This window comes from Luteibacter aegosomaticola, assembly GCF_023078475.1.
Classification (GTDB): domain Bacteria; phylum Pseudomonadota; class Gammaproteobacteria; order Xanthomonadales; family Rhodanobacteraceae; genus Luteibacter; species Luteibacter aegosomaticola.
The window spans coordinates 2,038,372-2,057,508 of sequence record NZ_CP095741.1; the positions used below are offsets into that span (position 1 = coordinate 2,038,372).

Annotated in this window: 16 protein-coding genes; 12 read left to right on the forward strand and 4 right to left on the reverse strand. The window is 65.4% G+C overall.

Going from position 1 to position 19,137, the window contains the following annotated elements; genetic code table 11:
- The first annotated feature begins 92 nt into the window (after window positions 1–92).
- From L2Y96_RS08870 to L2Y96_RS08890, 5 genes are read left to right on the forward strand one after another with little or no spacing between them, the layout of a single operon-like run.
- Window positions 93–356, forward strand: coding sequence for a LapA family protein (locus tag L2Y96_RS08870; protein WP_247335826.1), 264 nt, complete (start codon window positions 93–95; stop codon window positions 354–356).
- Window positions 353–1,525 (forward strand): lipopolysaccharide assembly protein LapB, encoded by a 1,173-nt coding sequence (lapB, locus tag L2Y96_RS08875; RefSeq protein ID WP_247335828.1) that lies wholly within the window; start codon window positions 353–355, stop codon window positions 1,523–1,525. The genes L2Y96_RS08870 and lapB overlap by 4 nt, the downstream gene beginning before the upstream one ends.
- Window positions 1,522–2,559, forward strand: a complete 1,038-nt coding sequence (locus tag L2Y96_RS08880; protein WP_247335829.1) for an MraY family glycosyltransferase — start codon at window positions 1,522–1,524, stop codon at window positions 2,557–2,559. Before lapB ends, L2Y96_RS08880 begins: the two co-directional genes overlap by 4 nt.
- A complete protein-coding gene (locus L2Y96_RS08885; protein ID WP_247335831.1) occupies window positions 2,546–4,444 on the forward strand; it encodes a polysaccharide biosynthesis protein in 1,899 nt (632 codons plus the stop codon). The genes L2Y96_RS08880 and L2Y96_RS08885 overlap by 14 nt, the downstream gene beginning before the upstream one ends.
- Complete coding sequence (locus L2Y96_RS08890; protein WP_247335833.1) at window positions 4,441–5,313, forward strand: UTP--glucose-1-phosphate uridylyltransferase; 873 nt, start codon at window positions 4,441–4,443, stop codon at window positions 5,311–5,313. Before L2Y96_RS08885 ends, L2Y96_RS08890 begins: the two co-directional genes overlap by 4 nt.
- A 133-nt stretch (window positions 5,314–5,446) precedes the next feature.
- On the opposite strand, the gene L2Y96_RS08895 is transcribed toward L2Y96_RS08890, so the two are convergent.
- Window positions 5,447–7,018: an amidase gene (locus tag L2Y96_RS08895; RefSeq protein WP_247335835.1), complete on the reverse strand. Its 1,572-nt coding sequence runs from the start codon at window positions 7,016–7,018 to the stop codon at window positions 5,447–5,449.
- A gap of 101 nt (window positions 7,019–7,119) precedes the next feature.
- Here L2Y96_RS08895 and L2Y96_RS08900 point away from each other — a divergent pair, with 101 nt between their 5' ends.
- Complete coding sequence (locus L2Y96_RS08900; RefSeq protein ID WP_247335837.1) at window positions 7,120–7,815, forward strand: c-type cytochrome; 696 nt, start codon at window positions 7,120–7,122, stop codon at window positions 7,813–7,815.
- A gap of 4 nt (window positions 7,816–7,819) precedes the next feature.
- A complete protein-coding gene (locus L2Y96_RS08905) occupies window positions 7,820–9,040 on the forward strand; it encodes a cytochrome c (RefSeq protein WP_247335839.1) in 1,221 nt (406 codons plus the stop codon).
- Here the strand turns inward: L2Y96_RS08905 and L2Y96_RS08910 are convergent.
- Window positions 9,016–9,546, reverse strand: a complete 531-nt coding sequence (locus tag L2Y96_RS08910) for a mismatch-specific DNA-glycosylase (protein WP_247335841.1) — start codon at window positions 9,544–9,546, stop codon at window positions 9,016–9,018. The two genes, L2Y96_RS08905 and L2Y96_RS08910, sit on opposite strands and share 25 nt — an antisense overlap.
- Before the next feature lie 78 nt (window positions 9,547–9,624).
- On the opposite strand from L2Y96_RS08910, the gene L2Y96_RS08915 reads away from it, so the two are divergent.
- Both L2Y96_RS08915 and L2Y96_RS08920 read left to right on the forward strand, forming a co-directional pair.
- Window positions 9,625–10,737, forward strand: a complete 1,113-nt coding sequence (locus L2Y96_RS08915) for a mechanosensitive ion channel family protein (protein ID WP_247335842.1) — start codon at window positions 9,625–9,627, stop codon at window positions 10,735–10,737.
- Window positions 10,738–10,817: 80 nt separating this feature from the next.
- Window positions 10,818–11,372, forward strand: coding sequence for a DUF1003 domain-containing protein (locus tag L2Y96_RS08920; RefSeq protein ID WP_247335844.1), 555 nt, complete (start codon window positions 10,818–10,820; stop codon window positions 11,370–11,372).
- 56 nt (window positions 11,373–11,428) lie between these two features.
- Here the strand turns inward: L2Y96_RS08920 and typA are convergent, their stop codons facing one another.
- Both typA and L2Y96_RS08930 read right to left on the reverse strand, forming a co-directional pair.
- Complete coding sequence (gene typA / locus L2Y96_RS08925; RefSeq protein WP_247335846.1) at window positions 11,429–13,273, reverse strand: translational GTPase TypA; 1,845 nt, start codon at window positions 13,271–13,273, stop codon at window positions 11,429–11,431.
- A 127-nt stretch (window positions 13,274–13,400) separates the two neighbouring features.
- Entirely contained in the window at window positions 13,401–15,596 is a 2,196-nt protein-coding gene (locus tag L2Y96_RS08930; RefSeq protein ID WP_247335848.1) for a pilin, read from the reverse strand.
- A gap of 187 nt (window positions 15,597–15,783) precedes the next feature.
- Between L2Y96_RS08930 and L2Y96_RS08935 the strand changes: the two genes are divergently transcribed.
- The 3 genes from L2Y96_RS08935 (at window position 15,784) to L2Y96_RS08945 (ending at window position 19,027) form a co-directional block, all read left to right on the forward strand.
- The gene (locus tag L2Y96_RS08935) at window positions 15,784–16,572 is read left to right on the forward strand and encodes a hypothetical protein (RefSeq protein WP_247335849.1); all 789 of its coding nucleotides are present in this window, start codon (window positions 15,784–15,786) and stop codon (window positions 16,570–16,572) included.
- A 63-nt stretch (window positions 16,573–16,635) separates the two neighbouring features.
- The gene (locus tag L2Y96_RS08940; protein ID WP_247335851.1) at window positions 16,636–18,393 is read left to right on the forward strand and encodes a D-(-)-3-hydroxybutyrate oligomer hydrolase; all 1,758 of its coding nucleotides are present in this window, start codon (window positions 16,636–16,638) and stop codon (window positions 18,391–18,393) included.
- A gap of 127 nt (window positions 18,394–18,520) precedes the next feature.
- Window positions 18,521–19,027, forward strand: a complete 507-nt coding sequence (locus L2Y96_RS08945; protein WP_247335853.1) for a peptidylprolyl isomerase — start codon at window positions 18,521–18,523, stop codon at window positions 19,025–19,027.
- Window positions 19,028–19,137: the final 110 nt, after the last annotated feature.

The following is a 19,137-nucleotide window of genomic DNA, read 5'->3' on the forward strand; positions in this document are numbered from 1 at the left end:
CGTTTTTTTGGGCGCAACCTTTGGGCCCTAAAACTGTACAAATTCCAAACCGTTCCACCCCAACCTATTCATGATTCGGGTACAGTCGTCGGATGCGTCTGATTGTCATCCTTTTCCTGCTGTTGTTCGCTGTCGCCGGGGTCGTCTTCGGCGCGCTCAACGCCGACCTCGTACCGTTCGACCTGGGCTTTGCCCGCCTGGCCCTCCCCAAGGGTGGCGCCATGCTGGCCTTCCTGCTGGTCGGCTGGGTGCTCGGTGGGTTCACCGCATGGGTAGGCACCTCGTTTGCCCAGCAGCGCAAGCGCCGCCGGGCTCTCCGCGGTGGTAGCAAGGTAGCCAGCGCAAAGCCCGCATGAACCCTATCTGGTTGTTGGCGCTCGTACCTCCCATCGCGTTTGCCTGCGGTTGGTGGCTGGCCCGCCGTACCGATGCCAAGCGCTCGGGAGCCCGGGTCAACGAGCTTTCCTCCGATTACTTCCGTGGTCTGAACTACCTGCTCAACGAAGAGCAGGACAAGGCCCTGGAGGTGTTCCTGCGCCTGGCGGAATACAACCGTGACACGGTGGAAACCCACCTGGCGCTCGGCAACCTGTTTCGCAAGCGCGGCGAGGTGGATCGCGCCATCCGGCTGCACCAGCATCTGGTTTCTCGCCAGGGTCTTTCCGACGAAATGAAGACCGTGGCGCTGCTCGAGCTGGGCGAGGATTACATGCGCGCTGGCTTGCTTGACCGCGCCGAAACCCTCTTTTCCGACCTGGTGGCCATGGATGCGCTGGCGCCCTCGGCCCTGCGCCACCTCATCGCGATTTACCAGCACGAGCGTGAGTGGCACAAAGCCATCGATCACGCGCGCCGGCTGGAAGCCATGACCGGCGAAGACGAAGCGGCAATGATCGCCCAGTTCTACTGCGAGCTGGCCGAACAATCACGTCAGCACGGTGCACGCACCGAGGCTCGTGATTACATCCGCGAAGCGTTCGCGTGCCAGGCCGATTGCGTTCGCGCGCACATGATCGCCGGGCGGCTTTCCTCGGAAGAAGACAACATGCCGGCGGCGATCGCCTCGTACGAGGCGGCTATCGCGGCTGATATCGCCTTCGTGCCCGAGATCCTTCCGCCGTTGCTGCATTGCTACGCCCGTTCGCAGCAGATGGATCGCGCGGAGAGCTTCCTGCGCGAGATCATGGTCCGTTACCACGGTATCTCGCCGGTGCTTGCGCTCACGCGCCTGTACGAGGGGCGTGACGGTGAGCGCACGGCGATCGATTTCCTTACCGGGCAGCTGCGCAAGCGGCCGTCGGTGCGTGGCCTGATGGCGCTTATCGACGCCACGATGGACAAGGTGTCCGGTGAGGCGCGCGAGAACTACCTGATCCTGCGTGACCTCACCCGCAAGCTGCTCGAAGGGCAGGCGATGTATCGCTGCAGCCGCTGTGGCTTCGGCGCCAAGGCGCACCACTGGCAGTGCCCCAGCTGCAAGAACTGGGGTACTGTGCGGCCCATCCATGGTGTCGCGAACGAATGAGCCTGTCGTTCCCGAGCCCCATGGCCATCGCACTCGGGTGCATGGTCGCTGCCTTCCTGGTCTCGTTTGCCTGCGTGAGGGCGGCCATTGCCTATGCCCATCGCCGGGGCATGCTCGACGCCCCGGGGCAGCGGCGCTCGCATACCATTCCCACCCCGCGCGGTGGCGGCATCGGTATCGTCATCGGCGTGCTGGTAAGCATGCCCGCCGCGCTCTGGCTGCTCCCGCCGTCCCCTGGCGTAGCGATCGTGGGTGCCTTTACCGTGGGTGTCATAGCCATCGCCGCGATCGGCTGGCTCGATGACCATGGTTCGTTGCCGATCAAGCCGCGCCTCGCGATCCAGCTGGGCGCGACCCTGTTGTTCTGCCTGGCCGTGTCGGCGCATACCGCCAGCCTCTGGTGGGCCGCCCCCCTGGTGCTCGCGGGGGTATGGTGCATCAACCTGCATAACTTCATGGACGGCATCGACGGCATCGCCGCCTTGCAGGTGGTCGTGTTCGGGGCGGCCACGGGCATCATCGCGGTCGATGCCGGCGCCTTCGGCATCGGCATCGCCGCCGGCTGCCTCGACCTGGCGGCCCTTGGCTTCTGGTTCTTCAACCGTTCCCCGGCGCGAATTTTCATGGGCGACGTCGGTAGCGCGACGGTCGGTTTCATCGTCTTCGCGCTTACGGCCATGCTCTGGGCCTGGCGCACCGACCTGCTCTGGCCTGAACTGATCCTGTCGTCGGCCTTCGTTATCGACGCGACTTTGACGTTGCTCGTGCGAATGCTGCGAGGTGCACGCTGGTACACTCCACACCGCGAGCACCTCTATCAGTGGCTCGTGAGGCGGGGGAATACCCATTCACGGGTGGCCGGGGGCTATCTGGTGTGGAACCTCGCCATTAGTGTGCCCGGCGCATGGATCGCGCTCCGCCATCCGGCGGTGGCGCCTGCCTGCTGCGGGGTAGCCTACCTGTTGGGGGCGGCGGTCTGGCGTACTGGCAAGCGGTCGTGCTTGCGTCGAAGGGAGCGACATGTTGTTGCGTAAGTTCATTGGCATCATCCACCCGCGTACCGCCGTGGTCGCACACGACCTGGCGATGGCGGCCTTTGCCTGGTGGATCGCGAAATCGCTGCGCTACGCACTGATGCCGGAGTCGGCGCCGGTGTCCTACCTGCCGATGGAATTCCCCCTCGTCCTGCTGGTGCAGGGCGCGGTGTTCAACTGGACGGGCCTCTACAAGGGCGTATGGCGCTTCGCGAGCCTCCCTGACCTGTGGAACATCATCAAGGCCACGGTCATCGGCTCGCTCATCATCGGCCTGGCCATGGTGATGTACGCGCGCCTCGATGGCGTGCCGCGCTCGGTCCTGCTGGTTTACCCAGTGGTACTGGTCGTGTTGCTGGGCTTGCCCCGGCTCAGTTACCGGTTCTGGAAAGACAGCCGCATCGACCTGTTCCAGTCGACGCCCACCAAGCGTGTGCTCATCGTCGGCGCGGACCGCGCGGGCGACGCCCTGGCGCGCGACCTTCGCCGCGACAGCCGCTACAGCGTCATCGGCTTCGTTGACGACAACCTCGCGCTGCGCGGCGCGCAGATCGGTGGCGTTCCGGTGCTGGGCACTGTCGACCAGCTGGCCGAGCTATCCAAGGCCGTGGCGGTGCAGATGCTGCTCATTGCCGTCCCGGGGGCAAGCACCTCGCAGATGCGCCGGATCGTGGCATTTTGCGAAAGCACGGGCCTGCCGTTCCGCACGGTGCCGCGCCTCGAGGATGTCGTTGCTGGCCGTGCGCAGTTCAACGAGATCAAGGAAGTCGCCATCGAGGATCTGCTCGGCCGCGATGCCGTGGAGCTCGACTGGACGGCCATCCGCGAGACGATCAGCGGCCGCCGCGTCCTGGTGACGGGCGGTGGCGGCTCCATCGGTTCGGAACTCTGCCGCCAGGTTGCCCGGTTGGGTGCCTCGTCGCTCACCGTCGTCGAGATGTCCGAGTACAACCTGTACCGGATCGGCCAGGAGCTCACCTCGGCGTATCCCGAGCTGATCTTCAATGGCGTGCTTACCGATGCCCGCGAATCGGTCGCGGTGAACCGCCTGTTCGAGGAAACCCAGCCGCAGATCGTGTTCCACGCGGCGGCCTACAAGCACGTGCCGATGCTGCAGGGCCAGCTGCGCGAAGCCTTCCGCAACAACGTGCTCGGTACGCGCGTCGTGGCCGATGCCGCCGTGCGCTGCGGCGCTGAAGCGTTCGTGCTGATCTCCACCGACAAGGCGGTGAACCCGACCTCGGTGATGGGCGCCTGCAAGCGCATGGCGGAGATCTGGTGCCAGAACCTCGCAGCGCATACGGCGACACGTTTTATCACCGTGCGCTTCGGTAACGTCCTGGATTCAGCAGGTTCGGTCGTGCCGTTGTTCCGCCGCCAGATCCGCCAGGGCGGCCCGGTCACGATTACGCATCCCGAGATTTCGCGCTACTTCATGACCATCCCGGAGGCCTGCCAGCTGATCCTGCAGGCGGCCACGCTGGGCAAGGGTGGCGAGATCTTTGCGCTGGACATGGGTGATCCGGTGAAGATCCGTGACCTCGCTGAACAGATGATCCGGCTGGCGGGTAAGCGTCCCGGATCTGACATACAGATCGTCTACACAGGTTTGCGGTCGGGCGAGAAGCTGTTCGAAGAACTCTTCCACCCGTTGGAGAATTACACCAGCACCACCCACGCCAAAATCTTCCAGGCCCAGCACCGCCAGGTGTCGTGGGACCTTCTGCAAACGCAGATCGCCCGTGCCGAAGAAGCGGTGGGGGCGTTTGATGAAGAAACCCTGCGTCGGTGCGTGTCCCAGCTGTTGCCTTCGTTCCGCTGGAGCGAGCCCCAGGTGGATAACGTGCTGCCGCTTCGCCGTAACGAAAGTGGAGACATCGCATGACCCAACCCCTGCGCACGGTAGTATTTCCGGTAGCTGGCCTCGGTACGCGCTTCCTTCCTGCGACCAAGGTGGTGGCCAAGGAAATGCTCCCGGTGCTGGATCGCCCGCTTATCCAGTACGCCGTGGATGAAGCTGTCGACGCCGGTGCCGATACGCTGGTGTTTGTCACCAACCGCTACAAGCACGCCATTGCCGATTACTTCGACAAGGCGTACGAGCTGGAAGAAAAGCTCGCGGAGAAGAACAAGGAAGAGCTCCTGGGCATCCTTCGCGGCATCCTGCCGCCGCGCGTCCGTTGCGTGTTCGTCACCCAGCCGGAGGCCCTTGGCCTGGGCGACGCGGTGCTGCGCGCAAAGGCCGTGGTGAACGAGGAATACTTCGGCGTGATGCTGCCGGACGATCTGATCTGGACGAAGGGCCGTGGTGCCCTGGGCCAGATGTCCGACCTGGCTTACAAGGAGCACGCCGGCGTCATCGCCGTTGAGGAAGTGCCGCCGCAGGACACCGACAAGTACGGTGTGGTGAAGCTCAGCGCCGAGATCAATGATCGCTCCGGCCGCATCGAGCACATGGTGGAGAAGCCGAAGCCGGCCGATGCGCCGTCGAACCTCGCCGTGGTCGGCCGCTATGTGCTGCCGCGTGAGATCTTCGGTTTCCTGGAGCGCACCCGTGCTGGCGCCGGTGGCGAGATCCAGCTCACCGACGCGATCGAGAACCTGCTGAAGGACAAGGGCCAGGTGCTGTCGTACAAGTTCGAAGGCACACGCTTCGATTGCGGCAACAAGGCCGGCCTGGTCCGAGCGACGTTGGCGATGGCTTTGGAAGATCCCAAGCTCGCACCCATCGTCCGCGAGTACGCGGAGAAGTAAAAAAAAGCCCCGGCACAGTCCGGGGCTTTTTTTTACGTAGGAGCCCACCCTGTGGGCGACATCTTTCGCGAAACCGCCGCAAGTCTTGCGGCTTCCCCGCGAACGGCGTCGCCCACAGGGTGGGCTCCTACGATCAGCGCACCGGCAAGGTTGCGAGGAACTTCGGCCGGCGGAATGCATTGGCCTTCTGTTCGACGCCATACGCGATGCCGATCAACGTCGGCTCGCTCCATTTCGCACCGAAGAACACCACGCCCACCGGAAGCTCGTGGGCGAAATCGACGGGTAGGGTGATCGACGGATAGCCCGCGATGGCTGCTGGTGCCGATACGCCACCTACGGTCGGGTCGCCGCTGACGACGTGGTCGCCGAGGACAAGATCGTTGACGAACGCCGGGCCCCAGCTGGGGGCGAGCAGGGCGTCGAGGTGGTCTTTTGCCAGGGCGGCGTCGATGCCTTCAGGGCCGGCGAGGCGTTTGTTCTTCTCAACGATGGTTTTGTATTTCGGATCGTCGAGGCCGCCTTTCTGTTCGGCCATGAGGAACAGCTCCTGGCCGAACCACGGCATTTCCTGCTCTTTGTGCGCGTTGTTGAACGCGATGAGGTCGGCGAGCGTCTTCATCGGCTGGTTCGGGCGCGTGGCGAGGTAGGCGGCGATGTCGTGCTTGAACTCGTAGAGCATGACGTCGAGTTCGTTTTCGCTGAGTTCCTTGAGGTGCGGGATCTCGACGTTGTCGACGACGGTGGCGCCTTGCGCCTTCAGTAGCGCGATGGTCTTTTCGAGCGCGGCATCGGCGTTGGGCTCGATGCCTGCAAGCTGGCGGACGACGCCGATGCGCTTGCCGCGCAGGGCGTTCGAGTCGAGGTACTTCGTGTAGTCGGTGGCGTGCTTGTCGGCGTCTTTCGTGGCTGGGTCCGCGGCGTCGCTGCCGGCGATAGCGCCAAGCACGGCAGCGGCGTCGGCGACGCTGCGCGCCATGGGGCCGGCGGTGTCCTGGCTGTGCGAGATCGGAATGATGCCGGTGCGGCTGACGAGGCCGACCGTGGGCTTGATGCCGACGAGGCCGGTCATCGAGGCCGGGCAGATGATCGAGCCATCGGTTTCGCTGCCGATCGCGACCGTGGCCAGGCCGGCGGCGACCGCCGAGCCGGAGCCCGCGCTGGAGCCGCAGGCGTTGCGATCGAGCACGTACGGGTTGAGCGTGAGGCCGCCGCGACCGGTCCAGCCGCTCGTCGCGTGGTTGGAGCGGATGTTCGCCCACTCGCTCAGGTTGGCCTTGCCGAGGATGATGGCCCCGGCCTTGCGCAGCTTCGCCGCGATGGCGGAATCCTTCGGTGCCGTGGACCCCGCCAGCGCCAGCGAGCCGGCGGTGGTCTGCATGCGGTCACCGGTGTCGATATTGTCTTTGAGCAAGATCGGGATGCCGGCGAGTGGGCCTTTGCCCTTCGCCTTGCCCGCGATCGTGAGCGCATCCGGATTGGTTTCGAGTACGGCGTTGACCTTTGGCCCCGCCTTGTCGATCCGTGCAATGCGATCGAGGAAGAGTTGGGTGACGCCGGTTGGGGTGAGCTCGCCCTTGGCGTAGGCCTGCCTCAGGGTGGCGATGGAGGCGTAGGCGTCATCTTCCGTCGTATCGCGCGCCTGGGCGGCGAGCGGAAGCATGAGCGCGAGCGCGGCGGCGAGCGCGTGGCGGTGCTGCGGCATAAGGTGTCTCCCCCGAGTGTCGGCCGATGGTAGCCCAGCAGGTGAGTGCCGTGTGGCTATACTCAGGACACACCCAAGGCGGATCCCAGGGGAACCAAGCGATGCGACGTTCGTTAGGATGGCTCGTGCTGGCAGTGTTTGCTCTTACGGTCCAGGCGCAGGATTCGCCGCCGGTTCCCGATACCCTGCAGCAGCGCATCGCGGCGTGCACGAGCTGCCACGGCCCGCACGGCGAGGGCGGCGATAACGGCTTCAACCCGCGCCTGGCCGGCAAGCCGGCGGGCTACCTCGTGCGGCAGCTGCAGGATTTCCAGAAGGGCCTGCGCCATTACGAGATCATGGAGTACATGGTCGCGCCGCTCGATGAAGCGTACATGCGCGAGATCGCCGAATACTTCGCCAGCCAGGATGTACCGTACGAGAAGCATCCGACACCCGCCATGTCGCCCGCCGCGGTCGCGCGCGGCGAGCAGCTGGTGACGAAGGGCGATGCGGCGAAGGGCGTGCCGGCCTGCATGGCCTGCCACGGACCCAACCTCACCGGCGTGCAGCCGGACATCCCCGGCCTCGTCGGCCTGCCGTACGACTACATCAGTGCGCAGCTCGGCTCGTGGCGCACCAATACACGCAGCACCACCGCGCCCGACTGTATGGCCACGGTCGTCAGCCGCCTCACCGATGCCGACATCAGCGCCGTCTCGGCGTGGCTGGCCTCACGCCCCGTGCCACCCGAGGCCCACGCCGAGCCACCCGGCAGCGTCACGCCACCGCTCCACTGCGGCGTACTGGGAGGCTGACCCGATGAAGCTCGCCTTCCACCTCGCCATCCTCATCATCGCGGCCAGCTCCTGTAGGAGCGCGCTTGCGCGCGACCCCGTCACCGAAGGCCAATACCTCACGACGATAGGCGACTGCGCCTCCTGTCACACCGCCCGCAACGGCAAGCCCATGGCCGGTGGCCGTGTGGTCCCAACCCCCTTCGGCGCCGTCCCGTCACCCAACCTCACGCACGACCGTGAAACCGGCCTGGGCGACTGGACCGCTGACGATTTCTACCAGGCTCTGCACAGCGGCAAGGCGCACGACGGCACGTCGCTTTACCCGGCGTTCCCGTTTACCTCGTACACCAGGGTCACTCGCGCCGATAGCGACGCCATGTTCGCCTACCTCCGCTCGCTGCCCGCGGTACGCAACCCGAATACACCCGACACCCTGCGCTGGCCCTACCGCTGGCGGTCGCTGATGGCGACCTGGCGACTGATGTATTTCGATGAAGGCGAGTACGCCGCGGACCCGAAACAGGGTGCGCAGTGGAATCGCGGCGCCTACCTCGTCCAGGGTCTTGGCCACTGCAATGAATGCCACGCGAGCCGGAACAGCTTCGGCGCGATGAATACGGACCCGTTCCTGGCAGGCGGCCTGATCCCCGTACAGAACTGGTACGCGCCGGATCTCTCGATGGGCCCGCAAGGTGGCCTGGCGGGCTGGAGCGAAGGCGATGTGGTGGCGTTGCTGAAGACCGGTCGCTCGGCGAAGGGCAGCGCGCTCGGTCCCATGGCCGAAGTGGTGCTGAAAAGCACGCAGCACCTTACCGATGCCGATGCGGCGGCCATCGCCGTCTACCTCAAGTCACTGCCGGAACGACCGCCGGTGCAGCAGCGTGGCAACGCCGTCGATGCTGAAACCGTGGCGAAGGCGGGGCAGGGGGTGTACGCAAAACACTGCGCTGAATGCCATGGTGCAGACGGTCGCGGCAAGGGCGAGGTGTATCCCGCGCTGGACGGGAATATTTCGGTGCGTGAGCCGACGGGCATCAACGCGATTCGCGTGGTGCTATCCGGCGGCTTTGCACCCGCGACCGCGGGCAACGCACGGCCGTATTCAATGCCGCCGTTCTCGCAGGTGCTCAGCGACGATGACGCCGCCGCCGTGGTGACCTATATCCGCCACGCGTGGTCGAACCGCGCTTCATCGGTATCGCCCAACGATGTGCGCGCTTATCGCTCGACGCCGGGGACCTGACGGACTTCATCCGCCATCGCTTGCCACACCGCGAGGTTCCATGAGCCTCGCGCCTGGCCGGAGGGTGAGGGCAGTACCCAGGCGATGGCGCCACCGAACCGCTCGGCTTGCCGGCCGATCGGGATCCGCCTGTTGCCAAGCGCTGCCATGCCAGCCTGCTTGCTGGTGAAGGCGATGACGCATGGCGCGTGGCGTTCGATCTTCGAACGCAGCGTTTGTGCGTCGTACGCATCGCGCGGAAGCTGATTATCGTTACCGTGATGGAATTTCGCGACGTCCGTAAAACCGATGCCAAGGCCCGGCATCAGCGGGTATTCGGTGGGCGCGAACAGGCGTGGCGTCAGGCCCACCGCATGCACGGCGCGCCAGAACATGTTGCCGGGGTGAGCGTAATACGCGCCGTCACGCGCCGAGCGCGTACCTGCCGCCGTGCCGCAGAACACCAGGCGCAGGCCCGGTTCGAGCACGTCAGGCAGGATGTGTTGCGCGGAATCGGCATCGCTCATGCAGCCAGTTTACCGCTGCGCTCCTACAAGGGAGGCCACAACGAAGTATCGACATCCGGGGTCTTAAGGTAGGCGCCCATGAACTCCTCTGACTGGATGCCCGATATCACGCATCCGTGGACGCGTTTTGCGCTGGTGATCATCATCGCGCTGGCCGTCGCGGGTATCGTCCACCGCGCGGCGGATGTGTTTCTGCGCCGCTTCGCGATTCGCCACCCCATGGGCGCGAGCATCGTTGCCAGGGCGAATACGCCGCTCGAGGCGATCGTGCCACTGGCGATGGTGCTGCTCGCCTTCCGTGTCGCGCCGGACGAGCCGGCGCGACTGATCGATGGACTGGAGCACTTGCTGGGCGTCTGCCTGATCGGCGCCTGCACGTGGTTCCTCGTGCGCTGCATCGGCGCCGTCGAAGCCACGGTATCGCGCTTCAACCCGATCGACCTGGAAGACAACCTGCGTGCCCGCCGCCTGCAGACGCAATCGCGGGTGCTCGCGCGCACCGGCATGGTCGTCACCGTGGTGCTCGGTATTGGCGTGGCGCTGATGACCTTTCCGGCGGTACGCCAGTTCGGCGCGAGCCTGCTGGCTTCGGCCGGCATCGCCGGCATTGCCGTGGGCCTCGCGGCCAAGCCCGTCCTTGGCAACCTCATCGCCGGCATCCAGATCGCACTGACCCAGCCCATCCGTATCGATGACGTCGTGATCATCGAGGGCGAATGGGGCAGGGTGGAAGAGATCACCAGCACCTACGTGGTGGTGAAGATCTGGGACGAGCGGCGGATGATCGTGCCGCTGCAGTACTTCATCGAAACCCCGTTCCAGAACTGGACGCGGACCTCTTCGCAGATCCTGGGTTCGGTGCTGCTGTGGTTTGATTACGGTCTGCCGCTGGAGCCGCTGCGCGCCGAGATGGAGCGCATCTGCAAGGCAGCGCCTGAGTGGGATAGCCGGGTGATGGTGATGCAGGTCGTCGACAGCAACGACAAGGCGATGCAGGTCCGCGCGCTGATGAGCTCGTCGAACTCCGGCAAGTCGTTCGATCTGCGCTGCAAGGTCCGCGAAGGCCTGATCGCCTTCGTCAAGCGCGAATACCCTGCCTACCTGCCACGCCTGCGCGGCGACCTGGAAAACCAGCTGCGCGGCGTCGAAGACGCCCCCGTCCCCTTCACCGCCCGCCGCGCCGCGAGGTAGGGCTACCCGGTTCCTACAAGAGCGGGCGGGGCGTTTGGCGTGATAGTTTCGCGACAAGATCGACTGCCCGGAACCACGCCATGGCCCATGACATGCCCAGCCCCGAACAAGCCGCCCACCGCTGGTTCGAAAAACCCTTCGATAACCTGAGCCACACGGAGCGTCACCTCATCGACCACCTGATGCAGCGCAAGGTGGTGGCTAAGGATGTGAACGAGGTTTACGTCGAGGACATGAGCTTTGGCGAGCGCCTGGCCGACAAGGTCTCGCGCTTCGGTGGCTCGTGGACCTTCATCCTGGTGTTCATCGGTGTACTGGTGGCGTGGACGCTGCTGAATTCATTCCTGCTGCACCGGCCGTTCGATCCGTACCCGTACATCTTCCTCAACCTGCTGCTGTCGATGCTGGCAGCGATCCAGGCGCCGGTGATCATGATGAGCCAGAACCGCCAGGCGGAGAAGGATCGGATGGATGCGACGAACGATTACAAGGTGAACCTGAAAGCCGAGATCGAGATCATGGGCCTGCATGAGAAGCTGGACCAGATGCGCAATGACCAGCTGCAGCTCATGCTGATGAAACAGCAGGAGCAGATTGATCTGCTGTTGAAGCTCGTGCGCGAGCGGGGCGATTGACGGGTTTTTCAGGTGCAAAAAAAAACCCGGCTTTCGCCGGGTTTTTTCTGGATTACTTAACCGCGAGAAGCCTTCTTGCGGTCCTGTTCCGTCAGGTGCTTCTTGCGCATGCGGATTTCCTTCGGCGTGACTTCGACCAGCTCGTCATCGTCGATGAAGTCCAGCGCCTGCTCCAGGGTGAACTTCGTCGCCGGGGTCAGCTGGATCGCGTCGTCCTTACCGGAAGCGCGCATGTTGGTCAGCGGCTTCGGCTTGATCGCGTTCACGGTCAGGTCGTTGTCCTTCGCGTGGATACCGATCAGCTGGCCTTCGTACACCGAATCACCTTCGGCGGCGAACAGCTTGCCACGCTCCTGGAGCGGCCCAAGCGAGTAAGCCGGGGTGGTGCCGCCCGCGTTCGCGATCATCACGCCGTTCTGGCGCTTGGCGATCGGAGCCGGGGTGTACGGACCGTAGTGCTTGAACACGTGGAACAGCAGGCCCGAACCCTGGGTGAGGGTCTTGAACTGGTTCTGGAAGCCGATGAGGCCACGCGCCGGGATTTCATACTCGAGGCGCACGCGGCCGTTGCCGTCGGACACCATGTTCTTCAGGTCACCCTTACGGATGCCCAGACGCTCCATGACGCCGCCCTGGTGGATTTCTTCCACGTCGATCACCAGCTCTTCGATCGGCTCCATCTTCTGGCCGTCGATTTCCTTGATGATGACTTCCGGACGCGACACGGCCAGCTCGTAGCCTTCGCGACGCATGTTTTCGATCAGCACCGAGAGGTGCAGTTCGCCGCGGCCCGAGACCAGGAACTTGTCGGCGTCGGAACCGTCTTCCACGCGCAGGGCCACGTTGTGGACCTTTTCGCGATCGAGGCGCTCACGCAGCTGGCGGCTGGTGAGGAACTTGCCGCCCGAGAGATCCTTGTTGCCGACGAACGGCGAGTTGTTGACCTGGAAGGTCATGCTGATCATCGGCTCGTCGACGCTCAGCGCCGGCAGTGCTTCCGGCGAATCCAGCGCGGTGACGGTATCCGAAATGGTCAGCTCGGGGATGCCCGAGATAGCGACGATGTCGCCGGCTTCGGCCGAATCCTGCTCGATGCGCTCGAGGCCCAGGAAGCCGAGCACCTGCACGACCTTGCCCTGGCGCTTCTTGCCTTCGCGGTCGATCACGGCGACCGGCATGCCCTTCTTCAGGGTGCCGCGCTGGATGCGGCCGATGCCGATGACGCCGACGAAGTTGTTGTAGTCGAGCTGGCTGATGCGCATCTGGAAGGCACCTTCCGGATCCACGTCCGGCTTCGGCGCGTGCTGCATGATCGCTTCGTACAGCGGGGTCATGTCGCCTTCGCGGGCGTTCTCGTCCAGCGAGGCGTAACCGTTCAGCGCCGAGGCGTAAACGATCGGGAAATCCATCTGCTCATCGGTGGCGCCGAGCTTGGCGAAGAGATCCCACACCTGCTCGACAACCCACTCCGGACGCGCACCCGGACGGTCAACCTTGTTGACCACGACGATGGGCTTGAAGCCCATGGCGAAGGCCTTCTGGGTGACGAAGCGGGTCTGCGGCATCGGGCCGTCCATCGCGTCGACGAGGATCAGCACGGTGTCGACCATCGACAGCACGCGCTCGACTTCGCCACCGAAGTCAGCATGCCCCGGGGTGTCGACGATGTTGATGCGGTTCTTGACGCCCTTCTTCTTGTCTTCCCAGGTGATGGCCGTGTTCTTGGCCAGGATCGTGATGCCACGCTCCTTTTCCTGGTCATTCGAATCCATGACGCGGTCGGCGAGCACGGTACGCTCGTTGAGCGTGCCCGACTGCTTCAGCAGCTGGTCGACGAGGGTGGTCTTGCCATGGTCGACGTGGGCGACGATGGCGATATTGCGCAGGAATTCGATGGACATGCGTCGTGCACCGGCTTTTTAGCCGGGCGGCCTCTTTGGGATGGGAAGCCGCCGATTATAAAGACTTTTTCAAACTTTCGCATGACGGCGCCGGGGCCCGGTCTCGGGCCCCGGCGCGACCGCCCGTTCAGGGGCCGATTGGCTCGTCCCGGCAGGCCACTGGCAGGTACTTCGGCTCGATCGCCTCGGCCGAGCAGCGCCAGGTGATCTGCTTGCCATCGACCACCGGTGTGAGGATCAGCTGGCCGCCATCGAGCTTCACATTGGCCTTGTGTGGCGGGATCTGGCTGAACGAGCCAACGATCTGGCCGCCCGGGCCGATGGCGATGCTATTCAGGTAATCACCGCCCAGGGTCTCGGGCTCGTCCAGGCCGGCGGCGGCGTTGGTGGCCGGGAACTTGCCGGTGGTGAGGCGGTGCTCGGCCACGGCGGTCTTCACCCCCTCCATCTCGGTTTCAGCGGCGCTGACCTGCGAGCGGATCGTGTATTCCTGGTACTGGGGCACGGCGATGGCTGCAAGGATCGCCGTCACCGCCATGACCGAGGCGCCGCTGCCCTGGCTGATCAGCTCCATCGGCGATTGCTCGTAGGTGAGCGAGAGGCCGACCGTTTCCGTATCCATCTCCAGCGCGGCGCCGACCACGCCCTTGTCCGGCAGGCCCAGGGTGTGGGCCGAGGGCAGGGTGCTGATGTCGGCATCCGAGCCGGCTGCCCCGGCGATGAACTGCAGCATGGAAAGGTAGAAGTAGTACGCGTCGCGCTGGGCGCCGTGGGTGGTGGCGGTGAACCCGGCGAAGGTGCGCTGGCCCGGGTACGAACGGGCCTTCAGCCATTCATCCAGCGAGGTATCCGGGCCAGCGGCCGCGCGGTCGGAGAGCGCCTGCGGCACCTTGGCCGTGACCACCCAATCGCCTTCCTCGGTCCACCAGGTACGGCCGCCGAAGCGGTCCACGACCTGCATGAACGACCGCATGGCCGGCGTGGTGTCGGCCGGCAGGTCCTTGGCCGATTGCCCCGGGATCTGCAGCCAGTGCACCTCGGTGCCATCGACCGTGGCCGTGCCGGCCTTCCAGCCGTTGACCTTGTTTTGCTCGATGTAAGCGTGCCAGGCCTTGAGGTCGCGCATGCGGATGGCGAAGTACAGGCCGGCATCGTCGGCGAACGCGATCGACTCCGGGCCAAACCATGCCATGTACTGGCGCGGGTCGAAATGGAACTTCTTCTGGATCGATGCCATGCCTTCCTGGTACTTGCGAGCGCCATCGGGCCCGAAATCCAGGTTGAGGTTGCCTTCGAAGGTCTTCCAGGCGGCATCGGTCGGCAGGGCCAGGGTGAAGGCCCAGTGCGGCTCGCCCACGGTCTTGATGTTCGGGGCGAACGAGGTGGGTGCGAGGTACTGCAGCGCGCGGGCCTGCGGGGCGTGCACCAGGATCTGGAACTGGCCGCGGCCGTTGACCGTGCCGGCGCCGAAGGCGATGGCGTCGGCCTTCGAGGCAAAATCGGCCGGCAGCTTGCCCAACGGGGAATCGCCCGCCTGCGCGGCGGCTACCGCGCCCACGCCGCGCATGGCGATCCAGCCGAACAGGCCTTCGCCGGTGGTGTCGATGCGCGCTTCGAGCGGCGCCAGCAGGGGCGGCGCCGTGGCAGCGGTGGCCTTTGCGATATCGGCGACCTGGGCGGCAAGGGCCGCGTTATCCATGGGCGCCTTGCCGATGGACAGGGCGATCCACAGGCGGTGCTGGGCAAGGTCGTAGTGGACGACGCCCATGCCGTTCGCGGTGCGGCCGTTGCCCTGGGCATCCAGCGGTGCAGCGAGCAGCGGTTCATCCGGCGACAGCGACGCAAGGCGCGCGTTGAAAGCCGCGATGCTCGGGAAATCGAGTACGGCGGTGATCAACCCGTGCGAAGCGGGCGAAGGGATGCCCAGGGGGTCGACCACGGCCACTTCCACGGTGGAGCGCAGGTCGCCCAGCAGCAGGTTGAGCAGCGGGGCCGCCTTCAGGTCGGCCAGCAGCTTGTCCTTGGCGATGGCATCGCGAACCTTGGCGATCGCATCAAGGTGGGCCTTGGCCGAGAGCGCGGCATCGAGCGGGCGGCCATTCGGCACTGCATTGAGCATGCCCCAGGGCGAGGGGATGCGAACGTAGGCGACGGTCTGCGCCGGGAGGTGCTGGCGCAGCCACGCCGGTGCCGAAAGCGCGGTCTGCGCTGCGGCCACGGCCTGCGGATCGGCCTTGGGCGCTTCATCACTCTTGTGGCAGGCCGCCAGGCCCAGCGCGGCGGAAATGGCTGCGGAAAGCAGCACGGTACGACGGGCAATCATTGCTCGGTATCCCCTGGGTTCGTCCGGCTCCTGCCGGGGAACCGGAGCATAGCGTGCGCAGCGCGCGCTGTGGTGCAAAACACCCTGCAGGAGCGCGCTTGCGCGCAAGCGCGCTCCTACAGGGGGCATCCGCTCGAGCGCCGACGCCATTGCCGTATAGTTTGCGGTCGCACTACAGGGGATGTTCATGCGTTTCACACGAAATCTTTTCCTGGGCGCGCTGGCGATCGTCAGCGCACCCGGGTGTGCCGCCGCGGGCGAATTGCCTGGCGTCGACGAGTACCTGCGCCTTGTGGATGTGGTCATTGCTGCACGGAACGAGGCGGGCGCGCCGTTACCTGAGTCGGATCCGCGCGTGCAGGCGCTGGTCGCCATGGCGTCGGATCGCAAAGTGTTTGGCCGTTCATCGATCGCTGATAGCAAGTCGTTGTCGGGCGAAGATGTGATCCGTGTGGCCGATGTCGCTACCAAGACGGCGGAGGTGCTCGGCGGCTATCTGCCACCACCGGCAGCCACGCCTCCGCCGGCGAATATCATGGCCAGGGCTGTCGCTAACGGAAACAAGTATCACGGCGTGTCCGGCCCATTGTTTGCCTTCTCGCTAACAACGATGGCGCGAAGTGTTGCCGGCTTCACGACGTTGCTGGAAACGGTCCCGCAGGATCAGCGCGCGGCGAAGATGCCCGTGGTGCGCACCATCCGCAGTGGCGCGATCAGGTTGCTCTCGGAAGTGTTCGGCATGACCTGGCCCGTGGAGGGTGCCGACGAAAAGGCCCGTCAGGCCATCCTGCACGCCGCCGTCGATGCGGCGCCGGTCATCGCAGGTTCGCTGACGACCACGGAACGTAAGGAGGTCTGGCGGCAGGCATTCCAGGCGCGCGTGCTGGCGGCGCCGGAAGACCAGGGAACACTCCAGAAGATCGACCGGGCCTTCATGGGCACCGATTGCGTCGATCTCTGCGCCTTCGGCGAGTAACAGCACCCTGTAGGAGCGGTCTGCGGGTTATGGTGGGGCATCGCGGATTCGGGTTTGAGGGCTATGGATACGTTTGGCGACGTGCGGGTGACGGAGCATCGCGAGGGCGATGACCTGCTGAGTGCGGGTCTTGGCTTGCGTGCGCTTGCGGGTGCGCCGGCGAAGTTCGTGAATCCCGCGGCACCGACGACATCCGAGTTGCGCCGGCGTGCGATCCAGAGCAGCTGGCGTGGTATCGCCGATCTCGGGCCGCGTGGCGGCTACGGCACGGTGTATGGCGATGTGCCCGATGTGCCGGGGCGTGAGTTCACCACGTTCGCGTGGCTGCCCGGTGCACGGCAGCCGCATCGCGTGCTTGCGCAGGTGCCGGATACATTCGATCGCACGAAGCGCTGCCTCGTTGTAACGGCGTCTTCCGGTTCGCGTGGGATTTATGGCTCGATCGCGCTGGCGGGGGCGTGGGGCCTGTCTCGCGGTTGCGCTGTTGCATACACCGATAAAGGCACGGGGGCAGGGTACTTCGATACGGCGGATGGTACGGGTGTCGCGCTTGATGGCTCGCGTGCGAAGGTGGGCGATGCGCTGCTCGAATTCGGGCCCAGGGGTGTGCGCGCCGATGCAGGCATCGCCACGAAGCACGCGCACTCTGGTGATAACCCTGAAGCCGATTGGGGAAGGCACGTTTTGCAGGCTGCGCGCTTCGGCCTCGCGATGCTTGATCGCGCGTTCCCGGACGAAGCACCGTTCACCGCGCAGAACACGCGCATCATCGCGACCGGCATTTCCAACGGCGGCGGCGCGGTGCTGCGCGCGGCCGGCGATGACGTCGATGGCATCCTCGATGCGGTCGTTGCCCTCGAACCCAATATCCACGTGGAAGGCCACGGCAGGCCCTTCTTCGACTATGCGACCGAGGCGGCGCTCCTGCTGCCCGCCGCACTCGCTGCCCCTGAGTTCGATGGCGTCCCCTTCGCCCGTGTCGGCATCGCGGCGCCGCCTGCCTGGGTGCTGCGCGGCGCGTCGCTGCGCGCGCACGGCAAGCTCTCCGGCAACACGCCGCAGGCGCAGGCCGCTGAGGCGTTGGCCATGCTCCGTGCGGGTGGCTGGCGCGACGAGGCGTTGAAGGTCGCCGCATCGTCCACCTCGCTCGACCTCTGGCGCACCGTTTCGGTGGCCTACGCCTCGGCCTACCTCCGTCGCGAGGCGGGGCACATGCCCTGTGGGTTCTCGTACCGGATCCAGCACCCCGCCGGCGTGCCCGCGCCGGTCGATGCTGTGCTCCGTGCCGCCTGGTGGGCCGACGGCTCGGGCGTGCCGCCGCATGCTGGTATCGCCCTGGAGGGTGGGATCGATCTCTCGCTGGACCCGACCCTGCCGGGGTGCCTGTCGTTACGGGATCTCTGGACGCAGGGCGATAACGACGAAGGTACGGACAACGCGCGGCTGCGTGAGGGCATTGCGGCAACGGCGGCGGCGCTTCCTCGGGAGGGCCTTCCGGTCTTCGTAGTCCATGGCGCGGAGGATGGCCTGATCCCGGCCGCCTTCAGTTCCGAGCCCTACGTGGCGTGGCTGCGCGCTTCCGGCCGCTCGCCGGTGTTCTGGAAAGTGCCGCACGCCCAGCACTTCGATGCCTTCCTGGCCTTCCCGGATTTCGGCGACCGCCACGTGCCACTGCTGCCTTTTGGCTACGCGGCGCTGGACCGGGCGTGGGCCCATATCGCCTCCGGCCGGCCATTGCCCGAAGATGCATTGGTCCGCGATACCCAGCCCCGTGGCCCCGGGGCGCTCACCGCCAAGACACTGGCCTTGCCGCCGGGCTAATCCTTTCATCACGCAGTGCCGCTTGAGTTATTGGGCCGCGGGCGCCATCTTCGTTAGCCTTTGCATCCCCCCGGGTTGGGCGCATTGAGCGTTTAGCCCAGACTATCAACGAGTTACAGGAAAAACGATGACCATTAACGTCACCATGAAGACCAACAAGGGCGACATCCACCTGCGCCTGCACGACGACAAGACCCCGATGACGGTGGCCAACTTCGTGAACCTGGCCAAGCGTGGTTACTACGACGGTCTGTCGTTCCACCGCGTCATCGCCGATTTCATGGTCCAGGGCGGCTGCCCGGAAGGTTCGGGTCGTGGCGGCCCGGGCTACCGTTTTGGCGACGAGTTCGACAGCAGCCTGAAGCACGACAAGCCGGGCATCCTGTCCATGGCCAATGCCGGCCCGGGCACCAACGGCTCGCAGTTCTTCATCACCCACGGCCCGACCCCGTGGCTGGACGGCAAGCACAGCGTCTTCGGTGAGATCGTGGGCCCGGCCGACCAGGCCGTGGTCGACGCCGTCCGCCAGGACGACACCATCGAGAAGGTGGAAGTCTCCGGCGACGTGGACGCGCTGCTCGAGAAGCAGGCCGCCAAGGTCAAGGAATGGAACGAAGTGCTCGACGCCCGCTAATTCCTGCGGACTAGCCTCGATGCCGAAAACGCCGCCCTCCGGGGCGGGGTTTTCTTTTGCGTAGGAGCCCACCCTGTGGGCGACGCCGTTCGCGATAACGCCACAGGGCC